Origin of the sequence: Microbacterium sp. bgisy203 (assembly GCF_965345155.1) — a bacterium.
In the GTDB taxonomy this organism is placed as follows: Bacteria; Actinomycetota; Actinomycetes; order Actinomycetales; family Microbacteriaceae; genus Microbacterium.
Window position 1 is genome coordinate 1 of the sequence record NZ_CBDRLZ010000007.1, and the last position, 16,341, is coordinate 16,341.

Below are 16,341 nucleotides of genomic sequence, written 5' to 3' on the forward strand. Positions count from 1 at the left end.
CAGTAGGCGACGAAGACCCCGTCGCGGAGGGCGGGGACGGATGCCGAGGCATCCACGTCGGCGGCGGCGAGCACCTCGTCGCGCGCGCCGCGCTCGAGGAGCTCCTGACCCGAACCGCTCGCGGTGAGGAGGTGACGCACCGCCCCGCGCAGACCGCGGAACGACTCGCGCGCCGCGGCGGACTCGGGCGACGTGTGGTCGATGCCGCGGGTGCTCAACGCATCGATGACGGCGCCCGCGCCGAGCAGGTCCTCCACGGCGACCCGGAGGTCGGCGTCGGGCGTGCGCGCGGTCAGTTCGCCCGCGGCGATGACGGCGACGCTCGTGCGATCGCCGTGGCGATGCTGCTCGGCGACGATCGCGTCGGCGACGGCAGAGGCGTTACGCAGGGCACCGAGCAGCACGAGGGGCCGCGGGCCGGACGCGACCGAGGACTGTGCGGCTGTGGGGGGCGCGAGAGCGGCAGCTTGCGCGGCGGTGCGCGTGGCAGCGGCGGCGCGCGCGACAGCGGCGCCGTTCAGCGAGACGGCGTGGGCGGCGGCATCCAGCGGCACGGTCTCCCCCGCGTCGACGCGCGAGGTCACCGTCGAGCTGAAGCGCAGCACGTCGACGACCACGACGACATCGGCGGGCGCGAGGCGGGCGAGTCCCCGTGTTCCCCACTCGAAGCGCACCTGGTAGCGGGACTGGTCGAACGGCGAGGGCATCCTTCCAGCCTAGGCGGGCGCGGGTGCGGGCGCCGGTGCGGGTGCGGGTGCGGGTGCGGATGGGAGACTGTGCGCATGCGGATCATGCTGAAGCTCGTCCTCGACTGCGACGCCGACGCGGCCTGGCGGGCGCTCCACTCGCCGCGCGCCGTCGCCGACCTTTACGGTCCGCTCCTCGACCTCGCCCCCATGGAGGCCGCCGGCATGCCGACGACGCTCGAGCCGGGGGCTGACGTCCCGGTGCGGATGCAGCTCGGCATCCCGAGCGGAGGGCTCGCGCTCGGCGATCAGCTGATCCACGTGAGCGAGCGGTACACGAAGGACGCGAACGGTCCGGTGCGGGTCTTCCGCGACAGCGGCATCCCGCTGACCGGCCCGCTTGCGGCGCTCGACGTCTGGGACCACCAGATGGCCGTCTCGCCCGCGCCCGGCGACGCGACGAAGACGCTGTGGCGCGACCGGCTCGTGATCGGCGGCGCGGCAGCTCCCCTGCTGTGGCCGGCGCTGTGGGCGGCGTGGCAGTGGCGCGGCGCGCGCCTGAAGCAGCTCGCGCCGACGTGGGCGCACGACCCCGAGCTCGCCGGCGACGATCCGGGCGAACCCGAGGTCTGACGCGCGCCGCACCCGCGCGGTCGGGCTACTCGGCGAGCGCCTCGACCGCGGTCACCCGCGTCGCGAGCCGCGTCGGCACCACCGCGGCGACGAGGGTGAGGGCGGCAGTCAGGGCGACCACGAGCAGCATCGTGCCCCACGGGATGCCGGGCGCGACGAGCGTCGGCGACGACCACGACGGCGGCGCGCTGATCGAGCCGAGGAGCGACTGCGCCGCGACCCACCCGTAGACGATCCCCAGCGCGAGGCCGAGAACGAGGGCGGTGATCGTGACGTGCACGGCCTCGAGGAGGACGACGCGGCGCACCTGGGGGGCGGTCAGCCCGAGCGCCCGCAGGAGGCCGAGTTCACGCCGGCGCTGCACGACGCCGATCGTGAGGAGGTTGACGAGCCCGACGCCCGCGATGACCGCTGAGACGGCGACGAGCCCCATCATGATCGCGGCGAACGTGTCCATGATCTGCGACATCTCGGCAGGCGGCTCCCCGCCGGCGGACGCCGTGAGCACGGCCTTGACCGACGCGTTCGCGACAGCGAACATCACGACGAGCGTCACCCCCATGACGACACCGATCGCCATGCGGCTGGACCGCTCGGGGTAGCGGAGCGCGTTCTCGGCGGCGAGATGCGCCGTCGCCGATCGCCCGAACAGCCGCCCCGTCAGCCGCAGAAGCGGCGGCATGACGACGACGGCGCCCAGCGCGAGACCGGTGAACGAGAGGATGCCTCCCCCGAAGGCGACCACGACGCCGAGCGGGCTCACGAGCCCCGCGAGCACCCCGAGGCCGAGGAGCGCGGCGCCGACGGCGAACAGCACGATCGCCGCGGCGCGTCGGCCGCGGGACGAGGCGACCTCGTCGTGCGTGCGGGGCGCGGCGCCCGAGACCGCCTGCAGCGGCGTGACCGTGAGCACGCGACGCGACCCCGACCATGCGCCCGCCCACGTGGTGAGCGCTACGACGACGGCGGGCACGAGGAGCACGGGCTGCAGCACCTGGTACCCGGTCGACAGTCCCAGCGCGGCATCCGCCCACGCCGTCAGCACCCCGGCGCCGGCCGTTCCCGCGACGAGGCCTACCACAGCGCCGATCGCGCCGACGACGATCCCCTGGCGGGCGACGGCCCGGCGCTGCGAGCGCGCGGACGCTCCGATGAGCCGGAGGAGCGCGATGTCACGCGTGCGCCCCGCAACGATCGTCGCGAAGGTGTTCGCCGTCACGATCGACGCGACGTACACCGCGACGCCGACGAGCAGAACGCTCAGGATGCCGACGACGATCGTGACGGTCTCGCCTCCGCCGAGGTACGGGTCGCTCCGCAACCATGCGCCGATGTAGCCCGTCGCTCTCAGGAGCAGGACACCGAAGGCCGTCGAGATACCCGCGACGAGGATCGTCGCGCCCATCCCCCGCTCGCGGAGCCAGGAGAAACTGTCGCCTCGGCCGCGGGTCGCCCAGGCATCCGCCCCTGTGCCGCGGGTTGGCGCCGCGACGGCGGTCACGCCGCCACCTCCGCGGCGAGCATGAACGCCGAGACCTGCTCGGCGCTCTGGCGCGGCTTGTCGGCGACGACCCGTCCGTCGCCGAGGAAGAGCACCCGGTCGGCGTGCGAGGCGGCGACGGGGTCGTGCGTCACCATCGCGATCGACTGGCCGTGCTCGCGGGTCGCCGCCGCGAGAAGGGCGAGCACCTCGCGGCTCGAGCGGGAGTCGAGATTTCCGGTCGGCTCGTCGGCGAAGACGAGGTCGGGGGCGGTCGCGAGGGCGCGGGCGATCGCGACGCGCTGCTGTTGCCCGCCGGAGAGCTCGTGCGGGCGGTGGCGCAAGCGAGCGCGCAGGCCGAGCGAGTCGATAAGGCCCTCGATGCGGGCGCGTTCGAGTGCGGACGGGGTGCGCCCGTCGAGGTCGAACGGAAGGAGGATGTTGCCGAGGGCGTCGAGGGTCGGCACGAGGTTGAACGCCTGGAAGACGAACCCGACGCGGCGGCGGCGCAGGATCGTCAGCTCGAGGTCGGAGAGCCCCGTGATCTCGGTGTCGCCGATCCACGCGCGGCCGCTCGTCGGCGCGTCGAGCCCGGCCATGATGTGCATCAGGGTCGACTTGCCGGAGCCCGAGGGGCCCATGATCGCCGTGAACTCGCCGCGACGGATGCCGACGGTCACGCCGTCGAGCGCGCGGACGGCCGTGTCGCCGGCTCCGTAGCTCTTGCCGAGGTTCTGCACGCGGGCCGCGAGGCCCAGGTCTGTCGTCGTGATCTCCATGCCTTCGACGCTACGGACGGCGGGTGCGCCCGCGCGTCGGTCGGCGGTCGCTGGCGCGTACATCGGGAGGATGATCCGCGTTCCGTCGCGAAAGCAGGCTCGATCGCACTCGCGGAGGCTGGGGCGGCCCCCGTTGGCCGGTTGAGCCTGCTTTCGGTGCAGAACGTGCGGGCGATGGCGAGGTCGGCGCCCGTCCAACGAGGCACCCGCCGGTCGGCCGATCAGGCGAGGCCGTGCTCGAACGCGAACACGACGAGCTGCACGCGGTCGCGCAGGGCGAGCTTGCCGAGAATCCGGCTGATGTGCGTCTTGACGGTCGCCTCGGAGAGGAACTCGCGCTGCGCGATCTCGGCGTTCGACAGCCCGCGCGCGGCGAGGGCGAAGATCTCCCGCTCCCGCTCGGTGAGGTCGCCGTACGCTGCGGGGACGGGCGCGGCGGTCGAGTCGGCGAAGTGCGCGAACAGGTCGCGGGTCGCGGATGCCGCGATGACCGACGACCCCGCGTGCACGGTGCGGATCGCGGCGAGGAGGAACTCGGGGTCGGCATCCTTCAGAAGGAACCCGCTCGCCCCCTGGCGGATCGCGCGGGCCGCCGCCTCGTCGAGGTCGAACGTCGTCAGCATCACGATCTTCGGCGGATCGCCCGCGAACGCCGGGTCGGCGAGCAGGTCTGCGGTGGCCGCGAGGCCGTCGCGCACCGGCATCCGGATGTCCATCAGCACGACGTCGGGCCGCACCTCGCGGACGACCCGGACGCCGTCCTCGCCGTCGCCCGCCTCGCCGACGACCTCGAGGTCGGACTGCGAGTCGATCACCATGCGGATGCCGGCGCGGAAGAGCGCCTGATCGTCGACGAGGACCACCCGGATCGCCGCGCCGCTCACGCCGCCTCCCCGATCGGCAGGCGCGCCCGGACGACGAACCGCCCGCCCTCGGCGGCGGCGTCGAGCGACCCGCCGGCGAGTTGCGCGCGCTCGCGCATGCCGATGAGTCCGTGCCCGCGGCTCGGCGCGTCGCCGTCGGCATCGGCCGTCGGATTCGTCACCGAGAGCTCCACCCGGTCATCGTGCCACGCGAGCCCGACCGCGACGGCGCCCGGAGCCCCGTGCCGGAGCGCGTTGGTGAGCGCCTCCTGCAGGATGCGGTAGACCGCGAGCTGCGTCGCGGCGGGGACCTCGGCGCGCGGGGCGGGGTCGACGTCGACCTCGAGGGCGACTCCCGCCGCACGCACCTGCGCGTACAGCGTTTCGAGGTCGGCGAGGGTCGGCTGGGGTCCCTCCGACTGGGTGTGGCGGAGCTGGGTGAGGAGCATGCGGACGTCGGAGAGCGCCGCGCGCGCCGCCGTCGATATCGTGCCGAGCGCCGCCGTCGCCGCCTGCGGTTCGGCGGCCGCGGCGTAGCGCGCGCCGTCGGCCTGCGCGATGACCACGGCGAGCGAGTGCGCGACGACGTCGTGCATGTCGCGGGCGATGCGGGTGCGCTCCGCCTCGGCGGCCGCCTGCGCCTCGGCGATCTCCTGAGCGCGCCGGTTCTCGCGCGCACGGACGCCGGTGCGCACGAGGGCGCCTGCCGTCCACGACAGGAGCAGTGCGAGGGCCGCCGACACGAAGACCGTCGCCGCGAGGAAGGCATACGTCGAGGCGGCCGTCGCCAGCGTCCAGCCTCCGGCCAGCACGGGCGGCACGACCAGATACAGCGTGATCACGAGCGCGCCGACGATCGACGACGCGAAGCTCAGCCAGTACGCGAGGCGCGTGCCGTACACCGCCGCCGCGTACAGGATGGCGAAGATCGCGAGGTTCGCCGGGAGCGGGGGCAACGCGAACGCCATCTGCACGAGCGCGCCGAACCAGGCGACGGCGAGCGCCAGCGTCGGCGACCAGCGACGGATCGCGAGCCCCGCCGAGAAGACCGCGAACAGCGCGACCGTCGCGACGAACTGCACGCGGGTGAGACTGATGCCCGCCGTGCCGACGAAGCTCAGGAGCACGGCACCCACGAAGAACAGCGCCGCCGCCGTCACGTCGACGACGAGCTGGGTGCGGGTCATCGGTCGGAACACGCTTCGACGCTACGCGACGGGTGCGGCCCCGGCATCCTTCTGCGGATGTATCCGGCAGGCCCCGCGCGGGCGGGGCTTGTCGGCGCTCAGCCCGCGCTCTCGTCGTACTCGAAGAAGTAGAGGCTGTTGCCGCCGCCGTCGGAGACGCTCACGACGCGTCCGCCGGGGATGCCGCGGGGAGGCATGATGACGACGAGTTCCGGGCGGGCGGCGAGGAAGGCGTCGAGGTCGGGCACGCGGTACATCGGTCCGGGGCGTTCGGAGTAGTGGTCGATCGAGACCATGACCTGGATGGAGGATCCGGGAACCTGGAAGGCCACCGTCTCGTCGCCCTCGCTCCACGCCTCCACCCAGTCGAGCACGTCTCGGTAGAACGCGACCGTGGGCCCGAGCTCGCGGACGGGGCGAATAGAGGAAGGTGAGGCCGACGCTCTCCATGGGGCGATTATGCCCCGATGATCACCCCGGCGGCAGAGGGGGTCGCGGCAGAGGGGTCGGCGGTAGAGGGGTCGCGTCTGCCGGGCCGGTGACCGTCGGGCGGTGCTCGAAGAAGGTCTGCAGCACGACGGTCGTGCGAGTCGACACGTTCGCCGCGTGGCGGATCTCGCGGACGAGATCCTCGAGCGCGCGCGGCGATGCGACGCGCGCGAACAGCATGTAGGCCGCGTCGCCGGCGATGGAGTGGCACGCCTCGATCGCGTCGAGGTGCTCGAGCAGCTCGGGCGCCGTGTCGGGCTGGGCAGGATCGAGCGGCGTGATCTCGATGAACGCGGCGAGCGGGCGTCCCACCGCCTCCGCGTCGACGAGTGCGCGATACCCCGTGATCACTCCGCGCGCTTCGAGGCGCTTGAGCCGCGCCTGCACCGCTGACACCGACAGACCGGTCGCGGCAGAGAGATCGGCCAGCGTCGCTCGACCGTCGCGGGACACCTTGGCGACGATCCGCCGGTCGACAGCATCTTCCATGTCTGGAAGACTACCTGTTGATGGCGATCAGCGCCGTAATATTTCCTGCCCGTCGCGTCTTCGGCGGGCCTCTTCCCGATCGGAGGCGCTCACATGTCCCTTCTCGACGCTCACCCCACCGCCGTGAACACCGTCATCGACGACGGGCGCCCGCTCGCGGAGCAGCCCGCATGGCTGGCGTTGAAGGATGCCGCGACCGCGGTGCAGCCCTTGCAGGCACAGGACGGGTCGATCCCCGACTCCGCCGACCACCCCGACGCGTCACGCCTTGTCGAAACCGTCATCGCGTCGATCGAAACCCTCGCGCCGCTGTTCCCGCACGACGCCGCGTACCTCGAGGCATCCGTCGCCGACCTCCGCCGCTGGGAGGACGAAGGATTCGGCGTGCCCGACTTCCTGGACTCGCTCGTCGCGTTCCAGCCGCAGGAGCACCGCGTCGACGGGCTCGCGCACCTCGTCGTCTTCCCGATGTACACCCAGAACGGGTCGCGGAACCGCCACCTCGAGGCGGTGCTGTGCGAGGTGATCTGGCCGGAGTTCATCGCCGAGGTCGAGGAGACGTACACGAACCGCCTGTTCGTGAGCCTGCGCCTGCTCGACTTCACGCCGGGGTACGACACGAACTCGGCAGTCCTCTTCCCCGAGACCGTCGCCATGCGCGAGATCCCCGCGTTCACGTGGGGCGCGATCTTCCAAGATCGCGAGGCCGCGCGGTTCCGGCGCGTGCTGGCCGCGGCATCCGACATCACGAAGCTCGACCTGCCCGCCGATGCGGCGGAGCTGCTCGATGACCAGGCGCTGGCCGAAGAGACGTTTGTCATGTGGGATCTGATCCACGACCGCACGCACATGCGGGGCGACCTGCCGTTCGACCCGTTCATGATCAAGCAGCGGATGCCGTTCTTCCTCTACTCCCTCGAAGAGCTGCGCTGCGACCTGACGGCGTTCCGCGAGTGCGTCGCGCTCGGCGCACGGGGCGACGACATCGGAGCGCACGCGCGGCTCGTGCAGTATGCGGTGATCTTCGACCGGATCTTCCGGTTCGCGATCACCGGGTCGCGGGTGCGGAACTACGACGGCCTCGGCGGGCAGCTGCTGTTCGCGTGGCTGCACCAGCGCGGCGTGCTGCACTGGACCGACACGCAGCTCGCGTTCGACTGGGCCGAGGTGCCGGGTGCCGTCGTCGAGCTGGCCGATGCCATCGACCGGCTGTACTGGGAATCGATCGACCGCCCGAAGGTCGCGCATTGGCTCGCCGCGTACGACCTCGTCCGCTCGGTGCTGACGCCGCACCCCGCCTCGCAGTGGGCGCGGGGGCTGCCCGACGAGGTGCTCGCGGGACCGCCGAAGGCCTACACCGACGCGGTGCTCGACGACGAGTTCCCGCTGTCGATGTTCTTCGAGGCCCTGGAGAAGAAGATGCGCGATGTCATCGCCTCGACCGAGGGGATCACCGGCCGCGATGCATGAGCGCACCGTGCTCCTCGCGGGGGCGACGAGCGCGAGCGGACTCGCGGCGACGCGTGCTCTGCTGCACGCCCGAGGGCAGGTGGTCGCGGTCGGGCGGGATGGCGCCCGGCTCGCGACGCTCGCAGACCTCGGCGCACGGACCGAAATCTGCGACCTCGCCGACAAGGCCGCGGTCGACGCTCTCGTCACCGCGCTGCATTCCGAAGGGGTACGGGTCGACGGCATCCTGCATCTCGTCGGCGGCTGGCGCGGGGGCGGCGGGCTGCCCGGCCAGACGGATGCCGACTATCGCGCCCTCGAAGGCGGGCTCACTTCCCTCCGCCACGTGAGTCGCGCGCTGTGGGACGACCTCATCGACTCCCCCGCCGCGCGGACGGCGATCGTGTCGTCGACGGCGGTCGCCCGCCCGCTCGCGGGCGGCGCGAACTACGCCGCGGTGAAAGCCGCCGAGGAGGCCTGGGCGCGCGCGATGGCGCAGGCCTTCGCGAGGGCCGCGCGCGATGCCGCGACACCGCTCGCCGCGGCTTCCGTCATCTTCCGCGTGCGTGCGCTCACGGGTCTCGAAGACGCGCTCGCGGACGCGTTCGTCGGGCTGTGGGATGCCGACGCCGCCGCGATCAACGACACCGTGATCGAGCTCGCCGCCGGGTGACCGATCATTCCTGCTCGGCCACGCCGCCGCGGGCCTGCGCCGCCGACGCCGGACCGACCGGAGGCCCGGCCTCCGGCCGATGCGACGTCCCGTTCGCTTCGTCGACCTCGTCGGCCGGGGAGGCGTCTGGCGCGACGGCGAACTCGGCCGAGAGGATGCGGTACGACTTCGTCGTGAACGCCACGGGGGCGAAGACGAGGATGCCGAGGAACGGGCGCCCCGCCGACGCGCCTCCGGCGCTCAGGCGCTCAGACCCGCGCGCCCTCAGGCGCTCTGCGGCGCGTCGTCCCCGCGCACCCGGTCGAGGACGCGCGCGATCACCGGCACCGACACGACGATCACCGTGGCGATGATCGCCGCCACCGCGATCGGGGTGCTCTGCAGGTCTCCCGTCAGACGCGCGACCGCGAGCCAGCTGAGGCCCCACCCGATCGCGAGGCCCGGCGCGATGCGCCAGTGCGACCAGGCGGCGAGCGCCACACCGATCACCGCGACCGCGGCGACGACGATGACGCCCAGGACATCGGCCGCCGACTCCCACGACGCCGGCACGGTGACGGTGAGCGCCGCGCCGAGGTTCGCGACCGTCGCGAGCGTTGCCCACCCGAGGTGAAGGCCCGTCGTCGCGTCGATCAGCAGGCCATCCCAGAATCCGGCACCGGGCTCGCGCGTGCGGATGACCTTCACGTACGTGATGCACAGGGCCACGAGGAGTGCGACCAGGACGACCACCGTCGCCCAGATGCCCGCGAACTGCACCGTCACAAGCCACAGCCCGTTCAGCACCATCGTGAGGGCGATCCACCATCCGAGAGCGCGCTGACGTAACCGCTCGCGCTGGGCTGGCAGCGCCTGCCAGATCGTGTAGCCGAGGAGGCCCAGGTAGATCGCCGACCAGATGCTGAACGCCTCCGTCGCGGGAGTGAGGTACGAGGCATCCGGGTCGAAGGCGCCGCCGACGGCGTCCTGGATCGGCGTGCCGCCGAAGGCCCCGATCCCGACCATGTCGCCGATGATCATGAAGCAGAACGCGCTGATGACCGCGATCTGACGAAGGATGTCGTTCGCACGTGAGGTGGCCATGGCGAAAGCCTAGAGCGCAGGGAGAATCTAGGCTGGAGCGGTGACAACGCTCCACGATCGTGATATCCGCGGCTTCGCCAGCGACAACTACTCCGGCGTCCACCCCGAGATCCTCGCGGCGATCGCCGCGGCGAACGACGGACACCAGATCGCGTATGGCGAGGATGCCTACACCGCACGCCTCCAGGAGGTCTTCGCCGCGCACTTCGGCGACGGTGTCCAGGCCTTTCCGGTCTTCAACGGCACGGGGGCGAACGTCACGGGCCTGCAGTCGATGCTGCCGCGCTGGGGCGCGGTGATCGCGGCATCCACCGCCCACATCAACGTCGACGAGGGGGGCGCCCCCGAGCGGGTCGCGGGCATCAAGATCCTGAACGTGCCGACGGATGACGGCAAGCTCACCCCCGACCTCGTCGACCGGGAGGCGTGGGGCTGGGGCGACGAGCACCGCGCGCAGCCGCTCGTCGTCTCGATCACGCAGTCGACCGAGCTCGGCACGCTGTACACACCCGACGAGATCCGCGCACTCGCCGACCATGCCCACGCCCGCGGCATGCGCCTGCACCTCGACGGTGCCCGCATCTCGAACGCGGCGGCGGCGCTCGATCTGCCGCTGCGCGCCTTCACGACCGATGCCGGCGTCGACGTGCTGAGCTTCGGCGGCACGAAGAACGGGGCGCTCGGGGGCGAGGCCGTCGTGATGCTGGATGCCGCGGCATCCGAGGGCCTCGTGTACCTGCGGAAGCTCAACATGCAGCTCGCGTCGAAGATGCGGTTCGTCTCGGCGCAGCTCATCGCGCTCCTCGAGGGCGACCTCTACCTCCGGAACGCGCGGCACGCCAACGCGATGGCGGCGCGCCTGCGGGCGGGCGTCGAGGCGGGGATCGCGGACGGTTCGATCTCGGGCGTCGCGTTCAGCCAGCCGACGCAGTCGAACGGCGTCTTCGCGACATTGCCCGACGGCGTCGCCGACGAGCTGCGGCGCTCGTTCCGGTTCTACGACTGGGATGCGGCGAGGAACGAGGTCCGCTGGATGTGCTCGTTCGACACGACCGAGCAGGACGTCGACGCGTTCGTCGCGGAGCTCGCGCGCCTCACCTGACGCGACCCGACGGCTGAGTCGTATGGCCGATGGTGCTGGAGTGCCCTACTGAGGAGAGTGAGGCCGGTCAGAGCCGATCGGCCATACGACCCATGCCGAAACCCCTCAGCCTTCGGCGGTCTCGTCCCGGCCGGCGTCGGCGACGGGCCTCGCGCTCTTGCCCGTGGCGGAACCGGATGCCGAGGCGTCGTCGGCCTCCGACCCGCCCGCCTCCTGCCCGCCGGCTCCCTCGGAGCGCATGAGCTCCTTGACCTCGGACATGAAGCTCGTCAGCTGCTGCTGCTGCCAGCGCAGAGCGCGCGTGCGGTCCTCCGCGTCGCGGAGCACCGCCTGCGAGTGCTGCGTGACGGTGTCGATGATCTTCTGCGCCTTGACGCTCGCACGGTCGAGGATCTCGCGAGCGCGGAGCTTCGCGTCGGCTTCGACCTGCTGCGACTGCGCCCGCATGAGCTTGTCGAAGTCATCGGCCTTCGCCGTGATGCGCTGCGCGTGCTCGACCGAGGCTGCGACCTGCTCGTTCGCGTCCTGCGTGATGCGCTCCGCGTGGGCGACCGCCTGGTTGTGGAGCATGAGGAACTCCTGCTGCGCGTCATCCTGGCGACGGGTGAGCGCCTCTTCGAACTCGAGCGTACGCATGCGCTGCTCGCGCAGGGCCTCGTCGGCCTCGGCACGCGCCTGCTCGGCTTCGCGGGCGACGAGGGAGCGGAGCGCGGCCGCGCCCTTCTCGGCCTCAGTGCGGATCGCGGCGGCCTCCTGATCGGCTTGCGCGACCTTCTCGGCGGCGTGCGCAGCTTCGCGGTCGAGCTGCGCGGTGTGGGCGGTGAGCTCGGTCTCGATGCGCAGGCGCGCCTGCGCGGCATCCGTCTCCGCCTGCTGCTTCAGGGCGTCGGCGTCGGCCTGAGCGGCGGCGCGCTGCGAGGCGATCTCGTCGCGCGCGGCCTCGAGCAGCCGGTCGGCCTGGACGCTCGCGTTCTTGATGATGACGGATGCCTGCTCCTCCGCGACGCGGAGGACCTCCTCGAACCGCTCGCGGCCCTTCGACGACTCGTCGGCGGCGTTCACCAGCTCGTCGCTGAGGGTCTGCACCTTGTCCTCGGCGTTCGCCGCACGCGCGGACTCGACGGCGAGGTCGGACTGGAGGTTCGAGAGCTTCCGCTCGAGCTCGTCGATCTTCGCCTTGTGCCCCTTGAGCTCGACCGTCGCGCGGTGGTGCGTGTCCTTCAGCTGGGCGAGCTCGTCGGAGCTCGCGCCGCGCTGGGCGGTGAGGGCCGCGATGGCCGCGTCGACCTCGGCCTTGTCGTAGCCGCGGAACGTCGTCGTGAACTCGCCGCCGTGCGACGATCCAGAAGAGGACGAGGCGCCGGATGCCGAACTCTGCGCCCCCGCCATCAGCTCGTCGAACGGCGAGGATCCGGGAACATCATCACGGGGGGACTGGTCGGACACAGGGGTCTCCGCTTCGAGCAGGCGGCAGGGAACGCCGCCGAGGGGGGAACGCGGCCCGGGTCGGCCGACACTCGAATCGTACCCGACCGGGGCCTTGTCCCCACGCGCGAAATGGCGTGCGGAAGACGTGTGGTTGCGGCGCCCGATCAGGCGCCCGCGAGCCACTCCCGGTACGCCTCGAACGAGAACGGACGCCCCAGGAACGCCTCCACCAGATCCGCGGCGTCGCGGCTGCCGCCGGGCTCGAGGATCTCGCGGCGGTAGCGGGTCGCGACCTCGGCGTCGGCGAGGTCACCCGCGAACGCCGAGAGCAGGTCGCGGGCGATGACGAGGCTCCACTGATAGGTGTAGTAGCACGACCCGTAGCCGGTGAGGTGACCGAAGCCGGCGTACGAGTGCGCACCGGCGAGCGGCTGCACCGGCGAGGTCACGCGATACCAGTGCTCGGTCGCGGCCTGCAGGTCTTCGGGCCGGTCGACGTGCAGGTGGTAGGACACCTGGGCGTGACCGAGCTGGCGGCGCACCTCGAGGGCACGGCCGAACGCGTCGGCGACCTTCATCTTCGCGACGAGGTCGGCAGGGATCGGCTCACCGGCGCCGTTCGCCGTGAAGGTCGCGAGGACGTCGGCATCCCACGCCCACTCCTCCAGCAGCTGGCTGGGCGCCTCGACGAAGTCCCACTCGGTCGCGACGCCGGTGAAACGGGCGACGCGCTGGTCGCCGCCGAGGATCGCGTGGACGAGGTGTCCGAACTCGTGGAAGAACGTGACGACCTCGTCGTGCGTCATGAATCCGCGCGCGAAGTTGCAGAGGAGCACCGACTCGGGAAGCACCCGCCCGGTGACGCCCGGGGCGAGGCCGAAGCACGCGGCGTGGGTGTACTTGCCGGCGCGCGGGTGCAGGTCGAGATGGATGCGGCCGAGCCGCTCGCCACCGCGCACGACGTCGTACGAGTGGACGTCGTCGTGCCAGGTCGCGACGTCGACCTCGACGTATTCCACGTCGAGCAGCCGCCCGGTCGTCTCGAGCAGGCCCGGCAGCACGCGATCGAAGGTGAAGTAAGAGCGGACGAGCTGTGCGTCGACCTCGTGGCGCTCGTTGCGCAACGTGCTCAGCAGGTAGAAGAGGTCGGCGACCGTGACCTCGGTCGCCGAGGGGTCGTCCTGCTGCAGCCGGTCGAGGAGCACCGGGTATTCCGCCGCGGCGGCGACGACGGAAGCCGCGTCGAGCCGGTCGAGGAAAGCGGCGATCGCGCGCCCGCCGTGCCCGGGATCGGTGTGCCCGATCATGCGCGTCTCGGTCTCGAAGTCGGCCCAGGAGCCGTAGCCGAGAAGCGCCGCGCGCTCGGCGCGTACGTCGAGGAGTTCGCGCAGGATCGCGTCGTTCTCGGGCCAGGCGAGGTCGTTGTAGGCGGCGACGAGCGCGGCGCGGGTCGCGCGGTCGGTCGCATATTCCCGCACCGGCATGAGGTCGGGGTAATCCGTGGTGAGCACGACGCGTCCGTCGTCACCCGGCGGGTGCTCGTCGATGAAGTCCTGCGGGAGCCCGGCGAGCGCCTCGGGGGCGACGCGGATCTCGCGCCGACCGTCGCGGATGTTGCGGGAGAACTCGAGGCTCAACTCGGTGTCGCGGTCGGTCAGCTCGCGCACCCGCTCGCGCTGCGCGTCGGGCAGGTCGACCCCGCCGCGGCGGAAGTCGCGGAGCACCTGGGTGAGCAGGCGTTGCTGGTCGTGGTCGAGGCGGGCGGATGCCTCGTCGGGCGTGATCGCCGCGAGGGCCGCGAACAGCGCGCGGTCGAGCAGGCGCCCGGCGGCGAGCGCTTCGAGGCGCTGCACGTTCTCCTCCGCCGCACCGCGGACGGCGGCGTCGGGGTGCGATTCGCTGAGGAGGTACACCTCGCTCGTCGCCTGCCCGAGGGCGAGCTCGGCGTCGTTCCAGAGAGCGAGGCGGGCGACGGCGTCGAGGCCGTCGGCATCCGCTCGCGCGAGTCGCGCGTCGAGCTCTGCCACGGCGGCGACCGCGCCCTGCGGGCGCTCGGTGACGAAGGCCAGCCAGCCGTCCGTGTCGGCGGGGAAGGTGAGCGGCTCGGGTGCGGTCATCGTCGGGACATCCATCCTCCGAGCCTACGCGGCGCCACCGACGGGGCCGCCTCGCGCACGTCACGCCGGGTGCGGAGGGCGTGTTCAGCGCAGAGCGCCGACCGAGGCGAGCGCCTGGCGGAGGAGCGTCGAGCGGCCGCCCTCCATCTCGGCGGCGAGAGAGTCGGAGGCCGCTTCGTCGGGGCCCATCCACGTGACCTCGAGCGCGTCCTGGCGGGGCTCGCACGTGCCGGTGACGGGTACCACGAAGGCGAGCGAGACCGCGTGCTGGCGGTCGTCGTGGAACGCGCTCACCCCGGGGATCGGGAAGTACTCGGCGACCGTGAACGGCACGGGCTGCGGCGGGAGGAGCGGGAACGCCATCGGGCCCAGGTCGTTCTCGAGGTGACGGAAGAGCGCGTCGCGGACGGTCTCGCCGTAGCGGACCCGACCCGACACGATCGAGCGGGTGATCTCGCCCAACGGCGTCGCCCGGAGGAGCACGCCGACCTGCGTGACCTGCCCCATCCCGTCGGTGCGGACCGGCACCGCCTCGACGTAGAGGATCGGCAGGCGGCGGCGCGCCTCGGCGAGCTCGACGTCGGTCAGCCAACCCGGGTTCGCGGCGTTTCCCGGGGCGGGGTGGCCGAAGCTGCCGTCGCCGAGGGGATGTCCGGAGCGGCCTCCGCCGCCGATGCCGCCGCCGATGCCGCCCCCGCCGAGGCCGCCGAGGGGATCGCGCGGCGTGGAGTCGTCGTCGCGCTCGTTGGGGTCGGGGTCGGGGGTGCGCACGGCCATGCTCCATGTATACCCCCTCGCGCCGCCGGGCCGGGATGCGCCGTGTCCGCACCCCCTGCAAGGATGGCCGCGTGGACGAGACCCCCGAATTGGACGACGCGGCCGTACTGTGGTCGGCCCCGCCCGCCCTCGACCCGACGGAGCGCGCGGAGCGGCCGGTGCTCGTGCTGCTCCACGGATACGGTTCGGAAGAGGGCGATCTCTTCGGCCTCGTGCCCTACCTTCCCGACGAGTTCGTGGTGGCCGCGGTGCGCGCACCCCTCACGCCGCCGTTCCCCACGCCGGGCTGGTCGTGGTTCCCGATCGAAGGGCTGCAGACGCAGGATGCCGGGGCCGTGACCGCCGCGGCGGAAGCGCTCCTCGCGTGGCTCGATCGGGCGGTGGATGCCGCGGCGTCGGTCGGGCTCCTCGGATTCTCCCAGGGCGCCGTGATCGCCCTGCAGGCGCTGCGTCTGCGCCCCGAGCGCTTCGCGTTCGTCGTGAACCTCGCGGGGTTCGTCGCCGACGGGTCGCTCCCGACCGATGAGGTGCTCGCCGGCATCCGCCCGCCCGTCTTCTGGGGGCGCGGTGCGCGCGACGACGTGATCCCGCCCGCCCGCGTCGCGCACACGATCGAGTGGCTGCCGAGGTTCGTCGAGCTGAGCGGCCGCGTCTACCCGGGCCTCTCGCACAGCGTGTCGGAGGACGAACTCGCCGATGTCCGCGCGTTCCTCGACAAGCAGCTCGCCGCGCTCCCCGCTGACCCCGGGCCCTGACCCCGCCACGCCCGTCACCCGCTCCGGTCGTTGATCGAGTCCCTCGGGCGGAGTCGAGACGCCCCTCCGCCCTCCCGCCGAGGCCCGCTAGACTGGTGAGTGTCCTGGTCCCGAGTGTGAGGAAGACCGTTGAAGGCAATCGACGCCGCGCTGTGATCCTGCGCTGACCCGTCGACCCTTCCGTTTCGGATCCTCGACCTCCCGGACTCCCGCCTCGCCCGATGCTTCATCGAGGCAGCGCCCCCGGCTGTTCGTTCGTCGACGCGCCGCGCCCCACCCCGCGCAGGCCGTCGACCTTCCGCCTCTCCCACCGGAGTCCCGCAGCTTCGCGGGTCCGTGCGTCCGAGGCAT

Annotated in this window: 17 protein-coding genes; 5 read left to right on the top strand and 12 right to left on the bottom strand. The window is 72.3% G+C overall.

The window, feature by feature from the left end; translation table 11 throughout:
- The coding region (locus ACRVYW_RS10940; RefSeq protein ID WP_431804519.1) for a 2-phosphosulfolactate phosphatase at nt 1-707 on the bottom strand (707 nt) is incomplete at its 3' end.
- Between the two features lie 75 nt (nt 708-782).
- Between ACRVYW_RS10940 and ACRVYW_RS10945 the strand changes: the two genes are divergently transcribed.
- Nucleotides 783-1,319, top strand: a complete 537-nt coding sequence (locus ACRVYW_RS10945; protein ID WP_431804521.1) for a hypothetical protein — start codon at nt 783-785, stop codon at nt 1,317-1,319.
- 25 nt (nt 1,320-1,344) lie between these two features.
- Here the strand turns inward: ACRVYW_RS10945 and ACRVYW_RS10950 are convergent, their stop codons facing one another.
- The 6 genes from ACRVYW_RS10950 to ACRVYW_RS10975 all read right to left on the bottom strand — a co-directional run bounded on the left by ACRVYW_RS10950 (nt 1,345) and on the right by ACRVYW_RS10975 (nt 6,606).
- Nucleotides 1,345-2,820 carry an FtsX-like permease family protein gene (locus tag ACRVYW_RS10950; protein ID WP_431804523.1) on the bottom strand — a complete coding sequence of 492 codons (1,476 nt, stop codon included), beginning with the start codon at nt 2,818-2,820 and terminating at the stop codon, nt 1,345-1,347.
- The gene (locus ACRVYW_RS10955) at nt 2,817-3,578 is read right to left on the bottom strand and encodes an ABC transporter ATP-binding protein (protein WP_431804525.1); all 762 of its coding nucleotides are present in this window, start codon (nt 3,576-3,578) and stop codon (nt 2,817-2,819) included. The genes ACRVYW_RS10950 and ACRVYW_RS10955 overlap by 4 nt, the downstream gene beginning before the upstream one ends.
- 221 nt (nt 3,579-3,799) lie before the next feature.
- The gene (locus ACRVYW_RS10960) at nt 3,800-4,462 is read right to left on the bottom strand and encodes a response regulator (RefSeq protein WP_431804527.1); all 663 of its coding nucleotides are present in this window, start codon (nt 4,460-4,462) and stop codon (nt 3,800-3,802) included.
- A complete protein-coding gene (locus ACRVYW_RS10965) occupies nt 4,459-5,640 on the bottom strand; it encodes a sensor histidine kinase (RefSeq protein WP_431804529.1) in 1,182 nt (393 codons plus the stop codon). Before ACRVYW_RS10965 ends, ACRVYW_RS10960 begins: the two co-directional genes overlap by 4 nt.
- 86 nt (nt 5,641-5,726) lie before the next feature.
- On the bottom strand, nt 5,727-6,002 hold the full coding sequence (locus tag ACRVYW_RS10970; RefSeq protein ID WP_431804531.1) for a hypothetical protein: 276 nt from the start codon (nt 6,000-6,002) through the stop codon (nt 5,727-5,729).
- Nucleotides 6,003-6,099: 97 nt separating this feature from the next.
- Nucleotides 6,100-6,606, bottom strand: coding sequence for an Lrp/AsnC family transcriptional regulator (locus ACRVYW_RS10975; RefSeq protein ID WP_431804533.1), 507 nt, complete (start codon nt 6,604-6,606; stop codon nt 6,100-6,102).
- Between the two features lie 93 nt (nt 6,607-6,699).
- Here ACRVYW_RS10975 and ACRVYW_RS10980 point away from each other — a divergent pair, with 93 nt between their 5' ends.
- Nucleotides 6,700-8,076 (top strand): DUF6421 family protein, encoded by a 1,377-nt coding sequence (locus tag ACRVYW_RS10980; protein ID WP_431804535.1) that lies wholly within the window; start codon nt 6,700-6,702, stop codon nt 8,074-8,076.
- On the top strand, nt 8,069-8,728 hold the full coding sequence (locus ACRVYW_RS10985) for an SDR family NAD(P)-dependent oxidoreductase (RefSeq protein WP_431804537.1): 660 nt from the start codon (nt 8,069-8,071) through the stop codon (nt 8,726-8,728). Before ACRVYW_RS10980 ends, ACRVYW_RS10985 begins: the two co-directional genes overlap by 8 nt.
- Nucleotides 8,729-8,732: 4 nt before the next feature.
- Here ACRVYW_RS10985 and ACRVYW_RS10990 read toward each other — a convergent pair whose 3' ends face one another.
- Together ACRVYW_RS10990 and ACRVYW_RS10995 are read right to left on the bottom strand one after the other, a co-directional pair.
- Nucleotides 8,733-8,912, bottom strand: a complete 180-nt coding sequence (locus ACRVYW_RS10990; protein ID WP_431804539.1) for a hypothetical protein — start codon at nt 8,910-8,912, stop codon at nt 8,733-8,735.
- A gap of 80 nt (nt 8,913-8,992) precedes the next feature.
- Nucleotides 8,993-9,811 (bottom strand): tryptophan-rich sensory protein, encoded by an 819-nt coding sequence (locus ACRVYW_RS10995; protein ID WP_431804541.1) that lies wholly within the window; start codon nt 9,809-9,811, stop codon nt 8,993-8,995.
- A gap of 40 nt (nt 9,812-9,851) precedes the next feature.
- On the opposite strand from ACRVYW_RS10995, the gene ACRVYW_RS11000 reads away from it, so the two are divergent.
- On the top strand, nt 9,852-10,913 hold the full coding sequence (locus ACRVYW_RS11000) for a threonine aldolase family protein (RefSeq protein ID WP_431804543.1): 1,062 nt from the start codon (nt 9,852-9,854) through the stop codon (nt 10,911-10,913).
- A 105-nt stretch (nt 10,914-11,018) separates the two neighbouring features.
- Here ACRVYW_RS11000 and ACRVYW_RS11005 read toward each other — a convergent pair whose 3' ends face one another.
- The 3 genes from ACRVYW_RS11005 to ACRVYW_RS11015 all read right to left on the bottom strand — a co-directional run bounded on the left by ACRVYW_RS11005 (nt 11,019) and on the right by ACRVYW_RS11015 (nt 15,235).
- Entirely contained in the window at nt 11,019-12,359 is a 1,341-nt protein-coding gene (locus tag ACRVYW_RS11005; RefSeq protein ID WP_431804545.1) for a DivIVA domain-containing protein, read from the bottom strand.
- A gap of 146 nt (nt 12,360-12,505) precedes the next feature.
- Nucleotides 12,506-14,458, bottom strand: a complete 1,953-nt coding sequence (locus ACRVYW_RS11010; RefSeq protein ID WP_431804732.1) for a M3 family metallopeptidase — start codon at nt 14,456-14,458, stop codon at nt 12,506-12,508.
- A gap of 84 nt (nt 14,459-14,542) precedes the next feature.
- Nucleotides 14,543-15,235, bottom strand: coding sequence for an NUDIX hydrolase family protein (locus tag ACRVYW_RS11015; protein ID WP_431804547.1), 693 nt, complete (start codon nt 15,233-15,235; stop codon nt 14,543-14,545).
- 35 nt (nt 15,236-15,270) lie between these two features.
- Here ACRVYW_RS11015 and ACRVYW_RS11020 point away from each other — a divergent pair, with 35 nt between their 5' ends.
- Nucleotides 15,271-15,990, top strand: a complete 720-nt coding sequence (locus ACRVYW_RS11020; RefSeq protein WP_431804734.1) for an alpha/beta hydrolase — start codon at nt 15,271-15,273, stop codon at nt 15,988-15,990.
- Nucleotides 15,991-16,341 lie beyond the last annotated feature (351 nt).

What these genes read in the sequence shown, in the direction of transcription:
- ACRVYW_RS11015 (WP_431804547.1), bottom strand. Translation starts at nt 15,235, where the DNA reads ATGGCCGTGCGCACCCCCGACCCCGACCCCAACGAGCGCGACGACGAC.
- ACRVYW_RS10945 (WP_431804521.1), top strand. Translation starts at nt 783, where the DNA reads ATGCGGATCATGCTGAAGCTCGTCCTCGACTGCGACGCCGACGCGGCC.
- ACRVYW_RS10985 (WP_431804537.1), top strand. Translation starts at nt 8,069, where the DNA reads ATGCATGAGCGCACCGTGCTCCTCGCGGGGGCGACGAGCGCGAGCGGA.
- ACRVYW_RS10955 (WP_431804525.1), bottom strand. Translation starts at nt 3,578, where the DNA reads ATGGAGATCACGACGACAGACCTGGGCCTCGCGGCCCGCGTGCAGAAC.
- ACRVYW_RS10975 (WP_431804533.1), bottom strand. Translation starts at nt 6,606, where the DNA reads ATGGAAGATGCTGTCGACCGGCGGATCGTCGCCAAGGTGTCCCGCGAC.
- ACRVYW_RS10995 (WP_431804541.1), bottom strand. Translation starts at nt 9,811, where the DNA reads ATGGCCACCTCACGTGCGAACGACATCCTTCGTCAGATCGCGGTCATC.
- ACRVYW_RS11020 (WP_431804734.1), top strand. Translation starts at nt 15,271, where the DNA reads ATGCGCCGTGTCCGCACCCCCTGCAAGGATGGCCGCGTGGACGAGACC.
- ACRVYW_RS10980 (WP_431804535.1), top strand. Translation starts at nt 6,700, where the DNA reads ATGTCCCTTCTCGACGCTCACCCCACCGCCGTGAACACCGTCATCGAC.
- ACRVYW_RS11010 (WP_431804732.1), bottom strand. Translation starts at nt 14,458, where the DNA reads ATGACCGCACCCGAGCCGCTCACCTTCCCCGCCGACACGGACGGCTGG.